Origin of the sequence: Kutzneria sp. NPDC051319 (genome assembly GCF_040682195.1) — a bacterium.
Lineage (GTDB): Bacteria > Actinomycetota > Actinomycetes > Mycobacteriales > Pseudonocardiaceae > Kutzneria.
Genome location: NZ_JBFBAM010000037.1, coordinates 15,911 through 34,186, shown reverse-complemented (window position 1 = coordinate 34,186; position 18,276 = coordinate 15,911). Strand labels below are relative to the sequence as shown.

Genomic DNA, 18,276 nt, shown 5'->3' with positions numbered 1-18,276 from the left:
GCCCTAGTTCTTGAGCAACTTCGTCACCAGCCGCAGCCCCTGCCGCGCCGTGAGGTGCGGCAGGTAGGCGCGGCCGATGGCATTGCCGATCGACGGCAGCGCCGAGGAGTCCGGGTACGCCATGAACAGCGGCCGGTACTCGGGCTGGAACTTGGCCTTGAACGACAGCAGCGACCGGAACCCGTACACCGGCTCCAGCGCCTTGCCGGTGATGTCCAGGATCCGTTGCAGCGAGGACACTTCCTCGCCACGGTCCAGGCGGGCCAGCGGCGCGCCGGACAGGCTGAGGAATCGGGCGCCCTCCTCCTTCAGCGTCAACGCCGCCGAGGCGATCATGAACTCGGTGACGCCGCGGAAGCCGGCCCCGCGCCGCCGCATGAAGTCCAGGGTCCAGCCGACGGCCTCGCCGTCCTCGAACACGGGCAGCCAGCTGGTGACGCCGTGCACGGTCCGGTCGGCGTCCACCGCGATCAGGCAGCGCACCGACCGGTCGTCGAGCTCGTCGAGGCCGCCGAGGGTGAAGCCCATCTCGGGCATTCCCTTGTCCGCCACCCATTCCTCGGAGATGGCTCGCACCTGGTCGCTGATGGCCAGCGGCGCGTCCGGATAGGACAGCCACTCGGCGGCGATGCCCTCCTTGCCGGCCTTGTTCAGCGCCGTGCGCACGTCCTGCCACTTCTTGCCGGTGAACTCCAGGTCCGCCAACGCAACCACGGTGTCCTCGGCCACCTGCACGGCCCGCCAGCCCAGGCCCACGGCCGCGTCCCGCACCCGGTCGGTCACGCTGTACAGGCACGGCGTCCAGCCGTTGTCGGCGCAGAACCGTTGGAATCCGGCAACGACGTCTCGGTGCAGGTCGGGATCGCCGAGCGGGCCGCCCGTGGTCAACGCGACCGTGGCCGAGACGCGGTAGGCCAGCGCGGCCTGGCGGCAGGGCGTGAACCAGTACTGGTTGCCCGGCCACGTCGTCATGTACGCCAGCGAGGAGCCGCCGTTGTGCTCCATCAGCTTGCGGGCGGCCACGGTGGCCTCGGCGTCCTGCACCGGCTTGGCCCGCCAGAAGCTGATCAGCAGCCCGATCAGCAGCACCACCCAGAACACCGCGCCGGTGTACTCCCACACCAGGATGGCCAGGCTGCCGGTGGGCAGGAAGTCGATGTCGGTCAGCAGGGCGTAGCCCGGCGGCAGGTAGCGGGACGGCAGGTCGGTCAGCAGCAGCGTCAGGTCCGGCATCGGCTTGAAGTGGGCGCGGTCCAGGTAGCCGATGCCGATGTACGCGGCCGAGGTGAGCACGAAAGCCACGAGCAGACCGGCCGCGAGCCGGCGGTAGGTGCGTTTCGGGGCGGTCACCGTGAACACGCGGCGGGTGCCGAGCAGCAGCCCGCACACCGCGAACGGCAGCACGATCGGCGCGATGTTGGGGATGACGTCGCTGAAGTTGGTCTCGCCGTACAGGTAGCCGGTGACGAACGCCACGCAGCCCAGGCCCAGCATCAGGTTGAAGACCAGCGCGAGCCACCACGCGAAACGCCGCCCCCGGCGCAGCCCCTCGGCCACGGCGAGCAGCAGCAGTGCCGGCCCGATGGACGTGATGGCGGAGCCGATGCCGGTGCCGAGCGTCTCAGCGGTGACCACGCGGCAGTTCACGGTGTCCTGCAAGCCGTTCGCGCAGTACTCGGCGACGTCGCCGGCATCCAGCGCCGGTGAGGCGAACATGTACTGGAGCAGCCCGAGCGGGCCGTTGGCGGTCTTGGAGAACAGGGTGGCCACCGGCCCGAGCGCGGTCGCCGCGACCAGCAGCGCGGTCAGGACCCTGGTCTCCGAGCGGGACGAGGCGTTGATCGCGACGCGGACGGGGCGGCCCAGCACCGTCAGCCCGATGACCAGACCGACCAGACCGGCGAACAGCCGCACCACATCCTGGACGGTCCCGGAGTACAGCACCATCACGGCCGCGCCGACCAGCAGGAACAGCCGCAGTCGGCGACGCCACATGGCGCCCAGCTGCCCGCTCAGGGCCAGCCCGAGGCCCACGATGCCCGGCGACAGGCCAAGCGTGGTGTCGGCGACGATCTCCGAGGTCCACGGCTCACCGGTCAGCGAGACCAGCCACACCAGCGGGATCGCCACCAGCACACCGCCGACCTGGCTGGCCAGCAGCACCAGCATGCTGCGCCCGGCCCCGAGCCGTCGCTCGGCCGGCACGCCGATGCCCAGCAGCAGCACGGTGGTGGCCAGGTAGCCGGTGAGGTCGAAGCACCACATGCCGTTGGTGACGACCGTCCACAAGCGACCGCCGGCCAGGTCGTCCCAGGACACCGCGACCACGTCGAACAGGTTGTCCGGCGGCCCGGCGGGCAGGCTGCCGGTGACGATCGCGGTCAGCCACAGCAGTCCGAGCAGGCCGATGGTGAACGGGGCACGCCTCAGTGCGGCCAGCGCACGGGTCGGTCCCAGGTAACGATCGACGCTGTGCCGCCAGCCGGCGAGCGTGGTCATGGAGCTCCAGCCAGAAGAAAGATCGTCAGAAGTACGTGCCGCACCAGGGGGCGCGGTCGAGCAGGAACAGCCGGTCCGCGGCGGGCAGCGCGGCCTCGTCGAGCACCTCGACCAGGCCGGCCGCCGCGTACTGGCTCATGGGACGGTCGCCGAGATAGGCCGCGCCCAGGTCGGCCACGCCCAGCCGGAGCTGCGCGGCCTGGTCGGTGCGCTCGGCGCCGTCCGGGCCGATCCGGTAGCGGCCGCTGTTGGCCGGGAGTAAATCGTCCACCACCTCGATGACCACCGGCTCGGCGTCGCCGTAGACGCGCGCGGCCAGCGCCGCCGGCACGTCGACCAGGCGCAGCCAGGTCTCGTCCTCGTAATCCGAGTAGTGCACGGCTCTCGGATCGACCAGCAACAGCTCCAGGTCCTCGTCCACGGGACGTCCGTCGAACTCCGCGTGCCGCACGAGATCGATGCCCAGCAGGAACTTCAGCAGCGTGGCCCGCGCAGCCGGGATGGCGGCGAACATGTGCCCCACCCTCATCGCGTACGCGTAGGTCTCGCCCGGAATCTCCTTCACCCCGTACGCCGCGAAGCCGTCCTCGTGCACCACCAGGCCCGGGCTGCCGTTCTGGCGGTGCAGGACCATGTTCCAGAAGCCGTCGGACATGATGATGCCGCCCGGGTGGGCCGTGCCGAAGCGCCGCAGCAGCTCCGGCATCAGCCGCTTGATCTCTTCCTTGTCCTGCACCAGCCGGACGTCGCCGGCCACCGGCGCGCGGTCGTGCAGGCGCGCCTTGGCGAAGTCCAGCTTCGTGGTGCGGGACCGGGTGGCGACGCCGTAGCCGTAGCGGCGGTAGATCACGCCCTCGGTGGCCCGCAGGGTGGCGATCGGCGCGGACGTGCCCGCCAGGTGCGCCCGCATGATCGCGCTCAGCAGGCCGCGCCGGGTGCGGTCGGAGCGCACACCGACCCGGCTGACGGCGTCCATCGGCACGACCTTGCCGCCGGGCAGCGCGATCACGCTGCTGTTGGCGGTCAGCGTGCCGATGACGCCCGAGTCGTCGTACGCGCCCAGCACCGTCGCCTGGTCGAACGAGCCGTACGCGAGCGGCCAGTCCTCGTCGCTGGGCGGGTTGCCGTGCAGGCACCGCCGGAACAGGACGAGGGCGGCGCGCAGCTCCTCCTCGCCGCTGAGGGTCCGGATGTCGAACGGCGGCGTGGTCACGATGCGACTCTACTGAGGGCGGGCGAGCAGATTATTGCGGCTGCCCGACCTCGTAGTGGCCGTCGTCGCTCTTCACGGTGATCTGGACGTTCTTCTGCGCGCCGTCCACGGTCACCTGGCAGGTGAAGGTGGTGCCGGTCTTGACCGGCTCGTTGTCGGGGCACTTCACGTCGCTGGCCTTGAGCTTGTAGTCGTTGGTCAGCACGCCGGTGACGCCCTGCTCGACCTTGGCGGTGTCGAACACCTTCTTGGTGAACACGCCGGCCACCAGCAGCACGACCACCACGATCACGATCAGCACGGCCACCACGACGATGCCGATGACCAGGCCCTTGCGGTTGCCGCCCTTGGGCGCGGGCGCGCCGGGGAAGCCGGGGCCGCCGAACTGGCCGGGCTGCTGCCCCCACTGCGGCTGGCCGGGCGCGGGCTGCTGGCCCCACTGGGCGGTCTGCTGCGCCGGCTGGCCGTAGGGGTTGAAGCCGGGCTGCTGGGGCGGCTGCTGCTGGGGGTAGCCGGGCTGGCCGCCGTACGGGTTGGGCTGCTCGTACTGGCCGGGCGGCTGGTACTGGCCCGGCGGCTGCTGCTGAGGCTGCTGCGGCTGGCCGTACGGGTTCGACGCGGGGGGCTGCTGGCCCCACTGCGGCTGCTGGGCCGGAAAGCCACCGGACGGTGTGCCGGGGTACCCACCCTGGGGCTGCTGGCCCCACTGTTGCGGGTCGTTGCCCCCGGACGGTCCGTACGGGCTGGTCATTGTTGCCTCCGTGCTCTGCTGAACTCCGACATCCGGCCGCTAAGCCGCGATCAAACCACAGGCCGCCCCCACCGCGCGGCCGACCTGGGTAATCCCGTGTCGCCCCCGCAGGCTGCCACCAACGGGGCGGCCGCGAATCCGCCGTTCAGAGGGTGCCCATCGCCACCACCCCGCGGCGCAGGGCCTTGACCGCCTCCGCCGCGGTCGCGCCGACCGGCTCGGACCGGCCGACCACCTCCTTGAGCTGGTCGAGCAGGTCGATCACCTGCCGGCACCAGCGCACGAAGTCGCCGGCCGAGATCTCCTGGCCGTTCGTCTCGGCCGCGGTGAGGACCTTCTCCAGGGACTCGCCGCGCGCCCAGCGGTACACCGGCCAGGCGAAACCGGTGTCGGGCTGGCGGGTGCGGTCCAGCTTGTGGCGGCGCTCGTCGTCCTCGATGGACGACCACAGGCGCATGGTCTCCTGCATCGCCGTGGCCACCTCGGGCGTGGGCAGCCGCGGGTCCATGGGGCCGTCGCGGCGGGCCTCGAACACCAGCGACGACACCACCGCCGCCAGCTCCGGCGTCGTCAGGCTCTCCCACACGCCCTGGCGCAGGCACTCGGCCGCCAGCAGGTCCGACTCGCTGTACAGGCGGGCTAGGCGGCTGCCGTTCGGGGTGACGCCGTCGCCGTCGGAGGCCAGGTAGCCGCGCTCGCGCAGCAGGCTGCGGATCCGGTCGAATGCCCGGGCCAGGGAGTGCGTGGTCGAGGCGACCTGGCGCTCCACGCGCTCGGTCTCGGCCAGCAGCCGGTGGTAGCGCTCGGCCCAGCGGGCGTGCGCCTCCCGGTCGTCGCAGCCGTGGCACGGGTGGGCGCGCATGGCCCGGCGCAGGGTCGCGAGCTCGGCGTCGTCATGAACGTCGCCCTTGCCGCGGCGGCCTTCGCGGTGCGGCGGCCGGATGCCCGTGTCGCGGAGGCCGTTGGCCAGGTCGCGGCGGATGCGCGGGGACCGCCAGTCCACGTTCTTGGGCAGCCTCATCCGGCCGAGCGCCACCACCGGGGCCGGGAAGTCGGCCACCGACAGCGTGCCGGCCCAGCGGTCCTCGGTCAGCACGAACGGCCGGGGCTCGCCCAGCGGGTCCAGGCCCGGGTCGATCACCACGGCGATGCCCGAGCGGCGGCCCGAGGGCACCGCGATGACGTCGCCCTTGCGCAGCTTCTCCAGCGACTCGGCGGCCGCCGCGCGACGGCTGGCGCTGTTCTGCCGGGACAGCGCCTTCTCCCGGTCGGTGAGCTTGCGGCGCAGCTCGGCGTACTCGGCGAAGTCGCCGAGGTGGCAGGTCATGGACTCGGCGTAGCCGGCCAGCGCCTCCTTGCCGCGCTCGATGCGACGGGCCAGGCCCACCACCGATCGGTCGGCCTGGAACTGGGCGAAGGACTGCTCCAGCATCTCCCGGGCCGCCTGGGCCCCGAGCTGCTGCACCAGGTTGACGGCCATGTTGTAGCCGGGGCGGAAGCTGGAGCGCAGCGGGTAGGTCCGGGTGGAGGCCAGGCCGCCGACCTGCTTGGGGTCGATCCCCGGCTGCCACACCACGACGGCGTGGCCCTCGATGTCGATGCCGCGGCGCCCGGCCCGGCCGGTGAGCTGGGTGTACTCCCCCGGTGTGAGATCGACGTGGGCCTCACCGTTGTACTTGACCAGCTTCTCCAGCACGACCGTGCGCGCCGGCATGTTGATGCCCAGCGCCAGCGTCTCGGTGGCGAACACGACCTTGACCAGGCCGCGCACGAACAGCTCCTCGACCGTCTCCTTGAACGCCGGCAGCAGGCCCGCGTGGTGGCTGGCGATGCCCCGTTCCAGGGCCTCCCGCCACTCCCAGTAGCCGAGCACCATGAGGTCGCCCTCGGGCAGGTCCTTGGTGCGCTCGTCGATGATGCCTCGGATGACGTCGACGTCCTCCGGCGCCGTCAGCCGCATGCCGGCCCGCACGCACTGCGTGACGGCGGCCTCGCAGCCGGCCCGGCTGAACACGAAGTCGATCGCCGGCAGCAGGCCGGCCTGCTCCAGCCGGCTCACCACGTCCACCCGTGACGGCGGGCGGAAGCGCGGGCCGCTGTCACGGGCCCGTGACGCGCGGGGGCCGCGGCCGTGGCTGAACGGCACGTGGTGGCGGCCCATCTCCTCGGCCCGGCGCAGCAGCTGCGGGTTGATCCGGGCCTCGTCGGCCCCGTCGTCGGCGAACAGGTCGACCACCCGGCCGCCCAGCAACATGTGCTGCCACAGCGGCACCGGGCGGTGCTCGTCCACCACGACCGTGGTGTCGCCGCGGACCTCGACCAGCCACTCGCCGAACTCCTCGGCGTTGCTGACCGTCGCCGACAGGCCCACCACCTTCACCGACTCCGGCAGGTGCAGGATCACCTCCTCCCACACCGCCCCGCGGAACCGGTCGGCCAGGTAGTGGATCTCGTCCATCACCACGAAGGCCAGGTTGTGCAGGGCCGAGGAGCCCGCGTACAGCATGTTGCGGAGCACCTCGGTGGTCATCACCACGATCGGCGCGTCGCCGTTGATCGAGGAGTCACCGGTCAGCAGGCCCACCTTGTCGGCGCCGTAGCGCGCGGTCAGGTCGGCGAACTTCTGGTTGGACAGAGCCTTGATCGGCGTCGTGTAGAAGCACTTGCCGCCCTTGCCCAGCGCGAGGTGCACGGCGAACTCGCCGACCACGGTCTTGCCCGCGCCGGTGGGGGCGCAGACCAGCACCCCGTGGCCGTCCTCCAGGGCCTCACAGGCCTGGCGCTGGAACGGGTCGAGCTCGAAGGAGAGCACCGAGATGAAGTCGGTCAACCGGGGCCGGGCGGCACGGCGCTTGGACGCCGCGTACGCCTCGGCCGGGGACCGGCCCGGGGTTGCGCTGGAAGCCACGACTCCAGAGTTTCACAAACCCCCGACAAACGCGTCCAAGATCTACTGTGTCGCGCCGTTCCCGACATCACCGCGGGTTCGCGCCGGTCTCCGGACCGCGGGCTCGTTCGAGCACCCACCCGACTCGGCCCACCACCTGAGCGGCTCGAACGAGACAAGGGAAGAGGCCGGATCAGAGCGAACCCGCCCGCCGCGGAACGCGGCGCGACGACACTGTCAGGGGTTGTTGTCAAGATGTACCTGTGCGGGTTGCCGTGGTGCCCATCGACGCAGGTGGGGCGTTGCTTCAGGAGCTGACCGAAGACGGTGAGCCCCTCGGCGGCGCGCGTCAGGTGGGCGATCTCGTGGCGGCCGTGGCCGACCTGGAGCGGTCGGGGCCGCGGTGGGTGTGGGCGCACACGATGGACATCTATCCGCGGCTGCTGGCGGCCGGGGTGCGGGTGGAGCGCTGCCACGACGTCGAGCTGGCCGAGACGCTGCTGCTGGGCTACATCGGTCGGTGGGGCGGGCCGCGGAGCGTGCCGGCGGCGTGGGCGCGGATGACCGGCGGCCCGGTGCCGGCCGACCGGCCGCCCCGATCCCCCGACGTCCAGCCGACGCTGTTCGAGGCGGAGCAGCCGCCGGACCCGCTGGGTGGGGCGGATCCGATGGACGTCCTGGTGGCCGTGCACCGCGATCAGCTGCGACGGATCGGGGAGACGGCGCTGCCGGGGCGGTTCCGGCTGCTGGTGGCGGCGGAGTCGGCGGGTGCGCTGGCCGCGGCGGAGATGCGGCACGCCGGGCTGCCGTGGCGGGCCGACGTGCACTCGGCGCTGCTCACGGAGATGTTGGGGGCGCGTCAGGCCTACGGTGTGCCGCCGCGCAAGCTGAGCGACCTGTCGGAGCGGATCGGCGCGGCGCTGGGTGATCACCGGCTGCATCCCGACTCGCCGGCCGAGGTGCTCAAGGCGTTCGCCCGGGCCGGGATCCGGCTGCCGTCCACCCGGTCGTGGGTGCTCAAGGAAGTGGATCATCCGGCGGTGCCGCTGCTGCTGGAGTACAAGGAGCTGTACCGGATCTACACCGCGCATGGCTGGTCGTGGCTGGCGGCCTGGGTGCACGACGGCCGCTTCCGGCCCGAGTACGTGCCGGGCGGCGTGGTGTCGGGCCGGTGGGCCACGCGGGGCGGCGGGGCGCTGCAGATCCACAAGCGGGTGCGGCGGGCGGCGATCGCCGATCCGGGGTGGGTGCTCGTGGTGGCCGACGCCGGGCAGCTGGAGCCGCGGGTGCTGGCGGCGCTGGCCGGTGACGACAAGCTGGCCCGGGCCGGCAGCTCCGGCGACCTGTACCGGGCGCTGGCCGACGAGGCCTTCGGGGGCGACCGGCCGCGGGCCAAGATCGGCATGCTGGCCGCGCTGTACGGGCAGACCAGCGGCGAGGCCGGGGCGCTGGTGGCCGCGCTGCGACGGCAGTTCCCTCGGGCCGTGGACTACGTGGAGAAAGCCGCCCAGGTCGGCGAGTCCGGCGGGCTGGTGCGGTCGTGGCTGGGGCGGACCTGTCCCCCGGCGACCTCGGGCTGGACCGGCGGCTCGCTGGATCCCGACCCGGTGGAGGAGGTCTCCGACTCCGGTGCGCGCAACCGGGCGCGGGGGCGGTTCACCCGCAACTTCGTGGTGCAGGCCAGCGCCGCCGACTGGGCGTTGGCGCTGCTGGCCACGCTGCGTCCGGCGCTGACCGGGATCGGCGTCGAGGGGTCGCGGCCGGAGCTGGTGTTCTTCCAGCACGACGAGGTGATCGTGCACTGCCGGGAGTCGGACGCCGACGAAGTCGTCGCCGTGCTCGAACAGGCGGCCGAGACGGCCGGACGGGTCGTGTTCGGGGACACTCCGGCCCGGTTCCCGCTGGATATCGCGGCCGTCGAGTGCTACGCCGACGCGAAATAGGACCAGCCCACAGGTATCGCCGACATACAGACGCGCCTCGGCCACAGCCACCAAGTCAGCCTCGCATCGAAGCGCTCAGCCTTCGGCGAAGGCGGTCCCAGGCGACGCCGCTGTACCCGAACGGCGCAGCACCGTGACCATTTCGAGACATCTCTTTTCGAGATCAAAGATAACCAACAGTACGTGCCTTCCGATGGATATCAAGCCAGCGTACGACTGACACCACGGCACCGAACGAGCAGCTCCAAACGATCCACCGAAGCACGGTCGATCAGACACTCAGCCCAACGCAGGAGGGAAAATGACGATCAATCCGAATGATTTCCGTAACGGTGCCGTCGCGGTACGTCAAGGTTCGCTCCTGGGCCACATCAACGAGCTCATCGACCATTTCCCGGTCGCAGCCGAGCATCGCAAAGCACTGAGAAGTCTCGGCAGCGATTTTGTATACGCCAGACGCAGCCCGATACCGTCGGATCGCGACTCCTGGATTGTACTTATCCGGTTCGGCGCGGTCATCGAACAGCGGTTCGGCATAACTCGAGAAGTGCTCGGATATTACTCGCGACATCGCGACCTACAGCAGCGAACCTATCAAAATCTCCCAAATTTGACGACGATGACGCTAAACCCTCCTACACCGGATCTGTTCCTACTGTGGTCCCCCGACCCAATGGTCTCCGTACGACTGGACGATTGGTCGACAAAATCCGCTCACGTCGCGATCGCGCTGCCAAAGATGGGCCACAGCGACGCGGCGTCGGAGATCTGGCACAGCCTGCTACGGAGGCTCACGCAAACCAATACTTACAAACAGACCCTGCCGGTCACTGGGCGCGACTTCTTCGGCCGAATCAGGCCGCTTCGCGAACTCGCCGATCACCTCACGGCGGGACGCGTCTCCGGCGTATTCGGACTACGTAAAACAGGAAAGACGTCCTTGGTCAAGGAGTTCGGGAGACGGGTTGCAGAAACGACCGAGGTGCGTCAGATATTTGTCCTCAGGGATCTGGAAACACTTCCAAGCAACACGGAAGAGCAAGTCGCCAATCTTCTCGACGACATCCGCGTTAACCTTCTCACCGAGCTACGCTCCAAGGGACTCCGCACACATGAACTCGTCCAACTGCCAAGCTCGCCGACAGTGGCGGAGTTTCGTCGAGCAATTCACATCCTACTAAGCCATATCGCCAGACAAGAGGTCAACGTTGTACTCGCGCTGGACGAGATTGAAAGCCTGGTCGGCCCCGCCACCGAGTGGAACGCAAACCGGCCACAGGCGGTGGAGCTACTGGGCGCACTCAGGGCACTCGTGCAGGAAAACGCCAACTTCAACGTACTGGTCAGCGGGCTAACCAGTAGCATACTTGAGGAAGGTGAGCTTTTCGGTCGCGAAAACCCATTCTTCGCGTGGGCGACAACTCTTTTTCTACCACCCCTTACAAAGACCGAAAGCATGGAGATTCTCGTCCACCTCGGCCGCCGAATGGCTGTCACCTGGAGCGAGGATGCAGCATCCGAAGTAGCGGAACTAGCCGACGGACACGTCTTCCTGCTCCGAACACTTGCCGCCCAAATGGTCGAGTCGCTTCCTGCAGACCTAACGCTGCGCGAGGTGACGACGGACGTGCTGACCCATACCCGTCGACAGTGGCGTCGTTCCGTAGCCGGCCAGGTTCACCAGATGATGGCAAGCATCGCCCGTTACTACCCGACCGAGAACGATGTACTTGACCTCATTCAGACCAGCCCTTTCGAGATCGACACCCTAGAAGAGCTATATCCGAACGAAATTAATCACCTTATACAGTTAGGACTCGTGGCCGAAGATCACAATGGACTGCGATTGACTGCGTTGTCTGCATTCGACTCCAGACACAGCAGGAACTGATATGACCGATCACCTGTGGTATCCAGAGATTATCCAGAAGTTGCGGTCCACCTCACACTCGTTTCTCCATTACTGCGCTTTCCATCGAGTGGATAGCACAGCCGCGGCAATATTGGACGAACTCACGGAATTTGGGTATTACCCACAGTCTTTCCACCTCAGCCGTGCGAGCACATTCTCTCCGCAACCCGGTGTCAACGTGGCGATAATTCTAGAGATGGAACTGCTGATAGAATCGCCGCGCAAGCTCGAACAACTTCGCGTTCCAGTGAACGAGTGGATCGACAAAACCGGCGGACGTGCGCTGATCCTCTCACGCCAACCGAGGTCCGCTTTCCCGATCGGGGACGGCAGCTCTCTCGTCATAGACAGCACCGACATCCACCTAAAGTCTAGCCGTTTTGCCGAGTGGGCGATTGCCGACCTCGAGTCAAGGAACAACTGCAAAATCCCGGATGCACAGCAAAGTAGGGGATTCACCCAGAAACTACATGAACACGAGGGACGCCTAACAAAGAGAGACGTTTACAAAGTGGCTGCCACCGTCGCCTGTCAGACATTGTACGAGCTCGGACCCAACTACATCGCCTGGCTCGAAGAATGGGTGATCGAATATCACACGACGGAGGTCCCCATTCACGATGTTCCCGAGTGGATGCAGGGAGAGCTCATCTCCGCCGGCGTCGGCCGTTTGGACCTGGATCACCGGCACCTGATTCTCTTCGATCGAGCCCTTGGCAAGTCGTGGCTCGACGGCCTACAGGCGGCGAGCAAGCTTTGCACCGCACCTCCGATGGGCTGGAGGGAGCTGTCTGCCGCTCTGTTCGAGCTGGAAAGAACGATACGGAGGTCACTGGCCTTCGCCTTCGAGGCGAAACTTGGCACGAAGTGGCATGGGCAAGTTCTGCGCCGCGAATTAATCGAGTACATCAGAAAATCCGCAAATTTCAGCGCCGATTTCAACATCGGCAGGCTCTCGAATCCACTGGACTACCTCACTCTCGGCCAGTTAATCGATTTGGCTGCAGAACGATCGGAGGCTTCGCATATCGGCTTCGATGCGGATCTTCTACAAGAACTGCGCAGGGTGACGCGGATCAGGAACAGGGTCGTGCACATGAGGCTGCCGAAGCCCGATGATCTGAAGGCCACCCGTACCTGCCTTCGGCAGGTGAAGATCGCCCTTCAGCAGCATGAACGTGAAAGATGACCGCCCACGTCACCACAGTCCGCTCGGCCCACTCACGCGGCACCGACCGGTCGGCTGTCGGGCGCCTGCCCGATGCCGCGGTAGCAGGATGTACCTGTGACTGAGACACCGATCCGGCTGGGCGTCATAGGCCTCGGCGTGATGGGCCGCCGCACCTTCGCCCAGGCCGTCAAGCATCCCGACTTCGAGGTGACCTTCCTGGCGGACGCCAATCCCGAGGTCGAGGACGCGATCCAGGGGGAGTTCCCCGACATCCCCGTGCTGCCGGCGACCGAGTTCCCGGACCACGTGGACGCGATCTACATTGCGACTCCCCCGTCGTGGCACGCCCCGTACGCATTGCAGGCGCTGGAGCAGGGCATCGCCGTGTTCTGCGAGAAGCCGTTGGCGGTTGACCTGGCCGAGGGTCGGGCAATGGCCGCCGCCGGTGGCGTGACGGCCGTGAACTTCCCGCTGTCGGACACGAACGGCACGCTGTACCTGGAGAAGGCGATCCCGGAGGCCGGGCGGCTGCTCGGCGTGGACGTGCGGATGACGTTCCCGCAGTGGCCGCGGCCGTTCCAGGCGCCGGCGGCGTGGGTCGGCGAGCGGGCTGAGGGCGGTTTCATCCGGGAAGTGTTCTCCCACTTCGCCTACCTCACCGACCACCTGGTCGGGCCGATCTCGGCCGAGCGGGCCACCGTGGACTATCCGGCCTCTGGCAGCGAGGTCGCGGCCCGGGGTCTGCTGCGGGCCGGCGAAGTTCCCGTGCAGGTCACCGGGTACGCCAACGTCGCCGCGCCGGAGCACTACGAGTGGACCCTGTGGGGTTCCAAGCGGTCGTTCCGGCTGACGAACTGGGCCCAGCTGTCCACTTCGGACGGTGGCCCGTGGACGCCGGTGGAGGTCTCCGGCGACGGCACCGGGGCCGAGACCACGCGCCTTTCCCGCTTCGCGCAGGCCATTCGCGGCTTGCGGCCGGCCAACCTCGCCGACTTCGCCGACGCGCTGCGGGTCCAGGAGGTGGTCGAGGCCTTCTACGCGTAGACCTCACCAGCGGCTAGCGGTGCACGACTTCGCCGACGCGCTGGGGATTCCGGCAGTGCTCGGGGCCCTCCACGCGTAGGGCCTCACCAGCGGCCGCGGTGCACGACCTCGTCGAGCGGGCGCCGGACCCTCTTGCGTGCGGACACATCCCCGTACTGCTTGGCGTCCGGCGCCTCGTGGCCCAGCAGCGCCACGCCGATCGGGTGGTAGTCGGCCGGGATGCCCAGCAGCCGCCGGAGCAGCGCCGGCTGCGGGCCGATGAACGCCGCCGCCACGCCCTCGTTCACCGCGGCCAGCAGCAACAGCATCTGCGCCGCGCCGCCGTCGGTGAACCAGTACGGCGTGTGCCACAGCTCGTCCTCCGTGGTGTCGCCCACCACCGCCATCTTGTCCGACTCCCGGTACCGGGACTTGTACATCTCGGCGCTCACGCAGATCACGATGTGCACCCGCGCCTGCGCCACGAAGTTCTTCATGCCGACCTTGGCCAGCATCTCCTCGCCCTCGCCGGCCAGCTCCAGCCGCGTCGCCTCGTCCGTCACCACCACGAACTCCACGCCTTGGCTGTACCCGGCGCTCGGTCCCCGCCGCGCGGTGTCCAGGATCCGCTCCACCACCTCCGGCGCCAGCGGCTCGTCCGTGAACGACCGAACCATCCTGCGCCGCCGCACCGCGTCCATGAACTCCACGCCTGCGACCGTACCGGCGCCGGACATGGCTGAGGGGTGTTCGGGCAAGCCGAACACCCCTCAACAGTCATCGACTAGATCGCGCTGAGCACGCCGGCGCCCCAGCCGTCACCGTCGCGGTGCACGGCGCGGGCCTTGAGGACGAACGTCAGCAGCTCGGGCGAGATCCAGCGGCCGCCGAACTCCTGGCGGGTCAGGGCGGCGACACCGGCGGAGCTCGGGGTGGCGGCGGAGGTGCCGTAGAAGCGGCAGTCACCGGGGTTGACCGAGGGGCAGGTGCCGGAGCCGAACGGGCCGACGCCGCTGACGGAGACGCCGTCGGTGGCGGTGTACGTCGGCGCGGAGAAGGTCCGGGCGTGGCCGCCGGGGACGCCCTGGCACGGGCCGATTCCCTTGCCGGGGCAGCGGGTGGTGGTGATGATCTGCACGGGACCGGCGGCGCTGTAGGCCTCCAGCGGACTGGTCTTGGGGTCGGTCGCGGTGGTGGCGTCGGTGGCCCCGGCGCTGGTGGCGTAGCCCAGGTAGTTGGAGTCCGGGTTCAGCGAGCCGGCGCGGTCGACCGGGTCGAGGGTCTGGACACCGGCGGACAGGGCGCGCCACCGGAGGTCGAGGGTCGGCACGGCACGGGCCGAGGAGGTGCCGGCCACGTCGACGACGAGCCGTGCGGGCTGGGCGACGCCGGTCTCGTTGGTGTACGTGAACTGCTCCAGCGTGTCGCCGACACCGTTGGCCTGCTTGGCATTGCTGTACGCCAGGCAGTTGCCGGCGGCGTCGACCAGGTACAGGTTCAGGTCGGTGAAGCCGCCCTGCCCGGTGGTCGGGTAGATCGCGCGCGGCTCGCTCCACTGCAGGGTCGGCATGACCGAGGCGCCGGGCAACAGGTTGAGGTTGTACGAGTTGTCCGTGCCACGCAGGTTGACGGTGTTGTGAATCGGCGTGGGGCAGTTGGTCTGCGCGCCGGTCTGGTCGTCGGGCGTGCGGCCGGTGCCCTTGGCCGCGACGCGCGGGGCGTGCCGGGTGCCGAGGTTGCCGGCCGAGGAGGAGACCCAGATGCCGTGCTTGGCCAGGTTCTCCGCCGTCGTGGCGCCCAGGCCCTGCTGGAAGGCGGGCTCGTCGTCGAAGGCGAGGTCCTCGGTGATGATGGTGGCGCCGTTGGCCGCGAGGTCGTGGAAGCCCTTGACGTAGTCGGCCAGGGTCTCGCCGCTGGTGGCGTACATGAGCTTCGCGTCGGGGGCGAGGTCGTGGACGATCTCCATCATCGCCGTGCCCTCGTCGTTGTCGTAGTCGGCCTGGCTGAGGATCTTGGTGTCGGCCGGCAGCTCGCCGCGGGCGATGGACTCGGCCACGTGGTCGGCGTCGCCGGACATGACGCCGACGGTCTGCCCCTTGCCGGTCAGGCCGTGCTTCTGGGCGATGTCGGCCTTGTGCAGCTTGACGCCCTCGGCCCTGTTGGGGCCGACGTCGGTCACCGGCCGGATGCTCGGCCGCAGGGTGGACACCCACGGCAGCGCGGCGACGGCGTTGAGCTTGTCGGCCGGCACCACGGTGCTGACCAGGCCGGCGGCGGGCAGTTCGGCGCCCGGCACGTCGGCCAGCTTGGCCGCGTTGGTCTTCACGGTCACGCCCAGCGACCGGAGCTGGTTCTCCTGGTCGGCGGTGACCGGGCCGTCGGCGAACACCTGGACGCCGATGCCGGCCTGGTCCATCTCCACCGCGTGGGCGTTCAGCCTGCCGGCCGTGGCCGGTCCCAGCCGGGACACCTGGTCGGCCTGCTGTCTGAGCATCGACGGGATCTTGTACGACGAATCCGGCGCGGCCGTCGCCGTGGCTCCCGTCACCGCGAGCAACGGAGCCACCAGCGCGACACCGGCCGCGAGCACGCGTAACCGACCTGTCATTTTCCCTCCTCAGGGCCCGTAGAACAGGTCACTCTAGGAGGAAACGACTTATCGGACACCGGCCGTTCGGCGGGTGTACAGCGCGAATCGGACGTGGGATGACTATCGGTTCCGACGAACGGTCAGTGCTGGAGTTCGCTGCAGATCAGGCGGTGGATCTCCGACGGCGGCGGGAACTGCTGGGTCAGGGTGTCCCCCAGCGCGCCGGCCGACACACCGGCTTGGGCCGCACCTTCACCAGCGCCGGCATCGCGTCCACCCTGGCCGTCTTCAGCACGTCGGGCTGGTCGGCGAACATGCGGGCGAAGTCGGCGTAGGACTGCTGTTTGGTCTGTGTGGTCACGGATTCCACGTCCTGGTGCGTGGCCAGCACCTGGGCCTGGATCTTGGGTAACTCGGCGTCGTCGTGGAGGTAGATGTCCACCTCGTCGGGCTGCGCGCACTGCTGCTGGGCCGCCGCCTGGTTCTGGACCTGGGTCGTCAACGTGGACCACACCAGCAGACCCACCCCGACCACTGCCACCACACCGAGGACGAGCGCCGTCATCGTGTACTTCTTCCGCACGGTGGTCAACTCTTCCACGCCGCCCCGGCGATTACCGCTGCGGCATCAGGCGATCACTCATGTCGACCCGGGCGATCGCGGCCCGTCACTGCCCCGCGGCTTCGGCCGCCACCGACTCCAGCAGCTCCGCCATGCGGTCCAGGGTTTCCTTGTGCTCGGCCAGGTCGTACTCGCCGGCCAGTTCCCTCGGGTCGTGGTGGCCGACGAAGGCCTGCTGCGGCTCGCCCTCCCACACCAGCATGCGCAGCGGCAGGTCCAGCCCCACCCGCGGGTCGGCCGCCATGAGCCCCGTGCCCGCCTTCGGGTTGCCGAAGACCAGCACGTCGATCGCGGGCAGCCGCAGGTCCGCCTGCCGCGCGTGGGCCGCGTGGTCGATGTGGGCGAAGATCGTCAGCTCCCGCCGTTCCAGCGCGGCGATCAGGCGGGACACGGTGGATCTCTGGCCGAGGGTGCTCTTCCGGATCATCACGCGTCCCAGTCAACACCCCTGCTCCCGGTCTGTCGCGGCCGGCAGAACGGTCATGATCGGCAATACTCGCCCGCGTGCTGATCGTGACCGGGGTGGCGGCGCTGGCGTGGGTGTACCTCCTGCTGGCGCACGGCGGGTTCTGGCGAACGACGCAACGGCTGCCGGCCGGCGGGCCGGTGGATCGATGGCCGGCCGTCGTGGCGGTGGTGCCGGCACGGGACGAGGCGGAGATCCTGGGCCTGACCCTGCCGACGCTGCTGGGGCAGGACTACCCGGGGCCGTTCCGGGTGGTGCTGGTGGACGACGCCAGCACGGACGGCACGTCGCAGGCGGCGCGGGCGGTGGGCACGGGGCGGCTGGACATCGTCCGCAGCGACGGGCCCCCGCCGGGCTGGGCGGGCAAGGTGGCGGCGATGCAGACGGGGGTGAACAACGCCAGCGACGGCGAGTACCTGCTGTTCACGGATGCGGACATCGCGCACCCGGCCGACGGGGTGCGCAAGCTGGTGGTGGCCGCAGTGGCCGACGACCGGGCCCTGGTGTCGCAGATGGCGTTGCTGCGCACGGAAACGTGGTGGGAGCGGCTGATCGTGCCGGCCTTTGTCTACTTCTTCAGCCTGCTGTTCCCGTTCGGCCGGGTGAACGACCCGCGGTCACGGGTGGGAGCCGCGGCGGGCGGCTGCATGCTGGTGCGGCAGGAGGCGCTGGAGCGGGCCGGGGGCCTGGCGGTGATCAAGGACGCGCTGATCGACGACGTGGCGTTCGGGCAGCTGTTGAAGGGCGCCGGCCACCGGACGTGGCTGGGGCTGTCGACGTCGATCACCAGCCGGCGGCCGTACCCGAGGCTGGCGGACCTGTGGAACATGGTGGCCCGCTCGGCCTACACACAGCTGAGGACGTCACCGCTGCTGCTGGCCGGGTGTGTGCTGGGGCTACTGCTGATCTTCGTGGTGCCGCCGCTGGCCGTCGCCGTCGGGCCGATGGAGGTCCGGGTGCTGGGCCTGCTGGCCTGGGTGATCATGGCGGCGACGTACGGGCCGATGCTGCGGATGTACCGGCTGCCGTTGTGGCTGGCCCCGGCGCTGCCGGCGGTGGCGGTGCTGTACACGGCGATGACCGTCGACTCGGCGCGGCGACACTGGCTGGGGCGGGGCGGCGCCTGGAAGGGACGCACCGCGAAAACCTGCCAGTAGCTGGGTGGGGAGAGAGAAAGAAGTAACCAACCGCCCGGCCCG

Annotated in this window: 13 protein-coding genes; 5 read left to right on the top strand and 8 right to left on the bottom strand. The window is 69.2% G+C overall.

From position 1 onward, the window contains the following. Window positions 1-3: 3 nt before the first annotated feature. From AB0M73_RS30100 to AB0M73_RS30085, 4 genes are all read right to left on the bottom strand, one after another. Window positions 4-2,499, bottom strand: a complete 2,496-nt coding sequence (locus AB0M73_RS30100; RefSeq protein ID WP_363897391.1) for a DUF2156 domain-containing protein — start codon at window positions 2,497-2,499, stop codon at window positions 4-6. Window positions 2,500-2,524: 25 nt separating this feature from the next. Beyond that, window positions 2,525-3,712: a GNAT family N-acetyltransferase gene (locus tag AB0M73_RS30095; protein ID WP_363897388.1), complete on the bottom strand. Its 1,188-nt coding sequence runs from the start codon at window positions 3,710-3,712 to the stop codon at window positions 2,525-2,527. A 31-nt stretch (window positions 3,713-3,743) separates the two neighbouring features. Then, window positions 3,744-4,463: a DUF4333 domain-containing protein gene (locus AB0M73_RS30090; protein WP_363897384.1), complete on the bottom strand. Its 720-nt coding sequence runs from the start codon at window positions 4,461-4,463 to the stop codon at window positions 3,744-3,746. 145 nt (window positions 4,464-4,608) lie between these two features. Next, the gene (locus tag AB0M73_RS30085; RefSeq protein ID WP_363897381.1) at window positions 4,609-7,371 is read right to left on the bottom strand and encodes a DEAD/DEAH box helicase; all 2,763 of its coding nucleotides are present in this window, start codon (window positions 7,369-7,371) and stop codon (window positions 4,609-4,611) included. Window positions 7,372-7,613: 242 nt separating this feature from the next. Between AB0M73_RS30085 and AB0M73_RS30080 the strand changes: the two genes are divergently transcribed. The 4 genes from AB0M73_RS30080 (at window position 7,614) to AB0M73_RS30065 (ending at window position 13,420) form a co-directional block, all read left to right on the top strand. Further along, window positions 7,614-9,293: a bifunctional 3'-5' exonuclease/DNA polymerase gene (locus AB0M73_RS30080; RefSeq protein ID WP_363897378.1), complete on the top strand. Its 1,680-nt coding sequence runs from the start codon at window positions 7,614-7,616 to the stop codon at window positions 9,291-9,293. Window positions 9,294-9,594: 301 nt separating this feature from the next. Next, on the top strand, window positions 9,595-11,184 hold the full coding sequence (locus tag AB0M73_RS30075; RefSeq protein ID WP_363897375.1) for an ATP-binding protein: 1,590 nt from the start codon (window positions 9,595-9,597) through the stop codon (window positions 11,182-11,184). 217 nt (window positions 11,185-11,401) lie between these two features. Further along, on the top strand, window positions 11,402-12,394 hold the full coding sequence (locus AB0M73_RS30070) for a hypothetical protein (protein ID WP_363897372.1): 993 nt from the start codon (window positions 11,402-11,404) through the stop codon (window positions 12,392-12,394). Between the two features lie 96 nt (window positions 12,395-12,490). Then, complete coding sequence (locus AB0M73_RS30065) at window positions 12,491-13,420, top strand: Gfo/Idh/MocA family oxidoreductase (protein ID WP_363897369.1); 930 nt, start codon at window positions 12,491-12,493, stop codon at window positions 13,418-13,420. An 83-nt stretch (window positions 13,421-13,503) separates the two neighbouring features. Here the strand turns inward: AB0M73_RS30065 and AB0M73_RS30060 are convergent, their stop codons facing one another. The 4 genes from AB0M73_RS30060 to AB0M73_RS30045 form a co-directional block, all read right to left on the bottom strand. Further along, the gene (locus AB0M73_RS30060; RefSeq protein ID WP_363897539.1) at window positions 13,504-14,100 is read right to left on the bottom strand and encodes a nitroreductase family protein; all 597 of its coding nucleotides are present in this window, start codon (window positions 14,098-14,100) and stop codon (window positions 13,504-13,506) included. An 83-nt stretch (window positions 14,101-14,183) separates the two neighbouring features. Next, entirely contained in the window at window positions 14,184-16,007 is a 1,824-nt protein-coding gene (locus AB0M73_RS30055) for a S8 family serine peptidase (protein ID WP_363897366.1), read from the bottom strand. 184 nt (window positions 16,008-16,191) lie between these two features. Next, a complete protein-coding gene (locus tag AB0M73_RS30050) occupies window positions 16,192-16,554 on the bottom strand; it encodes a permease-like cell division protein FtsX (protein ID WP_363897364.1) in 363 nt (120 codons plus the stop codon). Window positions 16,555-16,657: 103 nt separating this feature from the next. After that, window positions 16,658-17,038 carry a DUF302 domain-containing protein gene (locus tag AB0M73_RS30045; protein WP_363897536.1) on the bottom strand — a complete coding sequence of 127 codons (381 nt, stop codon included), beginning with the start codon at window positions 17,036-17,038 and terminating at the stop codon, window positions 16,658-16,660. A 77-nt stretch (window positions 17,039-17,115) separates the two neighbouring features. Between AB0M73_RS30045 and AB0M73_RS30040 the strand changes: the two genes are divergently transcribed. After that, a complete protein-coding gene (locus AB0M73_RS30040) occupies window positions 17,116-18,234 on the top strand; it encodes a glycosyltransferase (protein ID WP_363897361.1) in 1,119 nt (372 codons plus the stop codon). Window positions 18,235-18,276 lie beyond the last annotated feature (42 nt).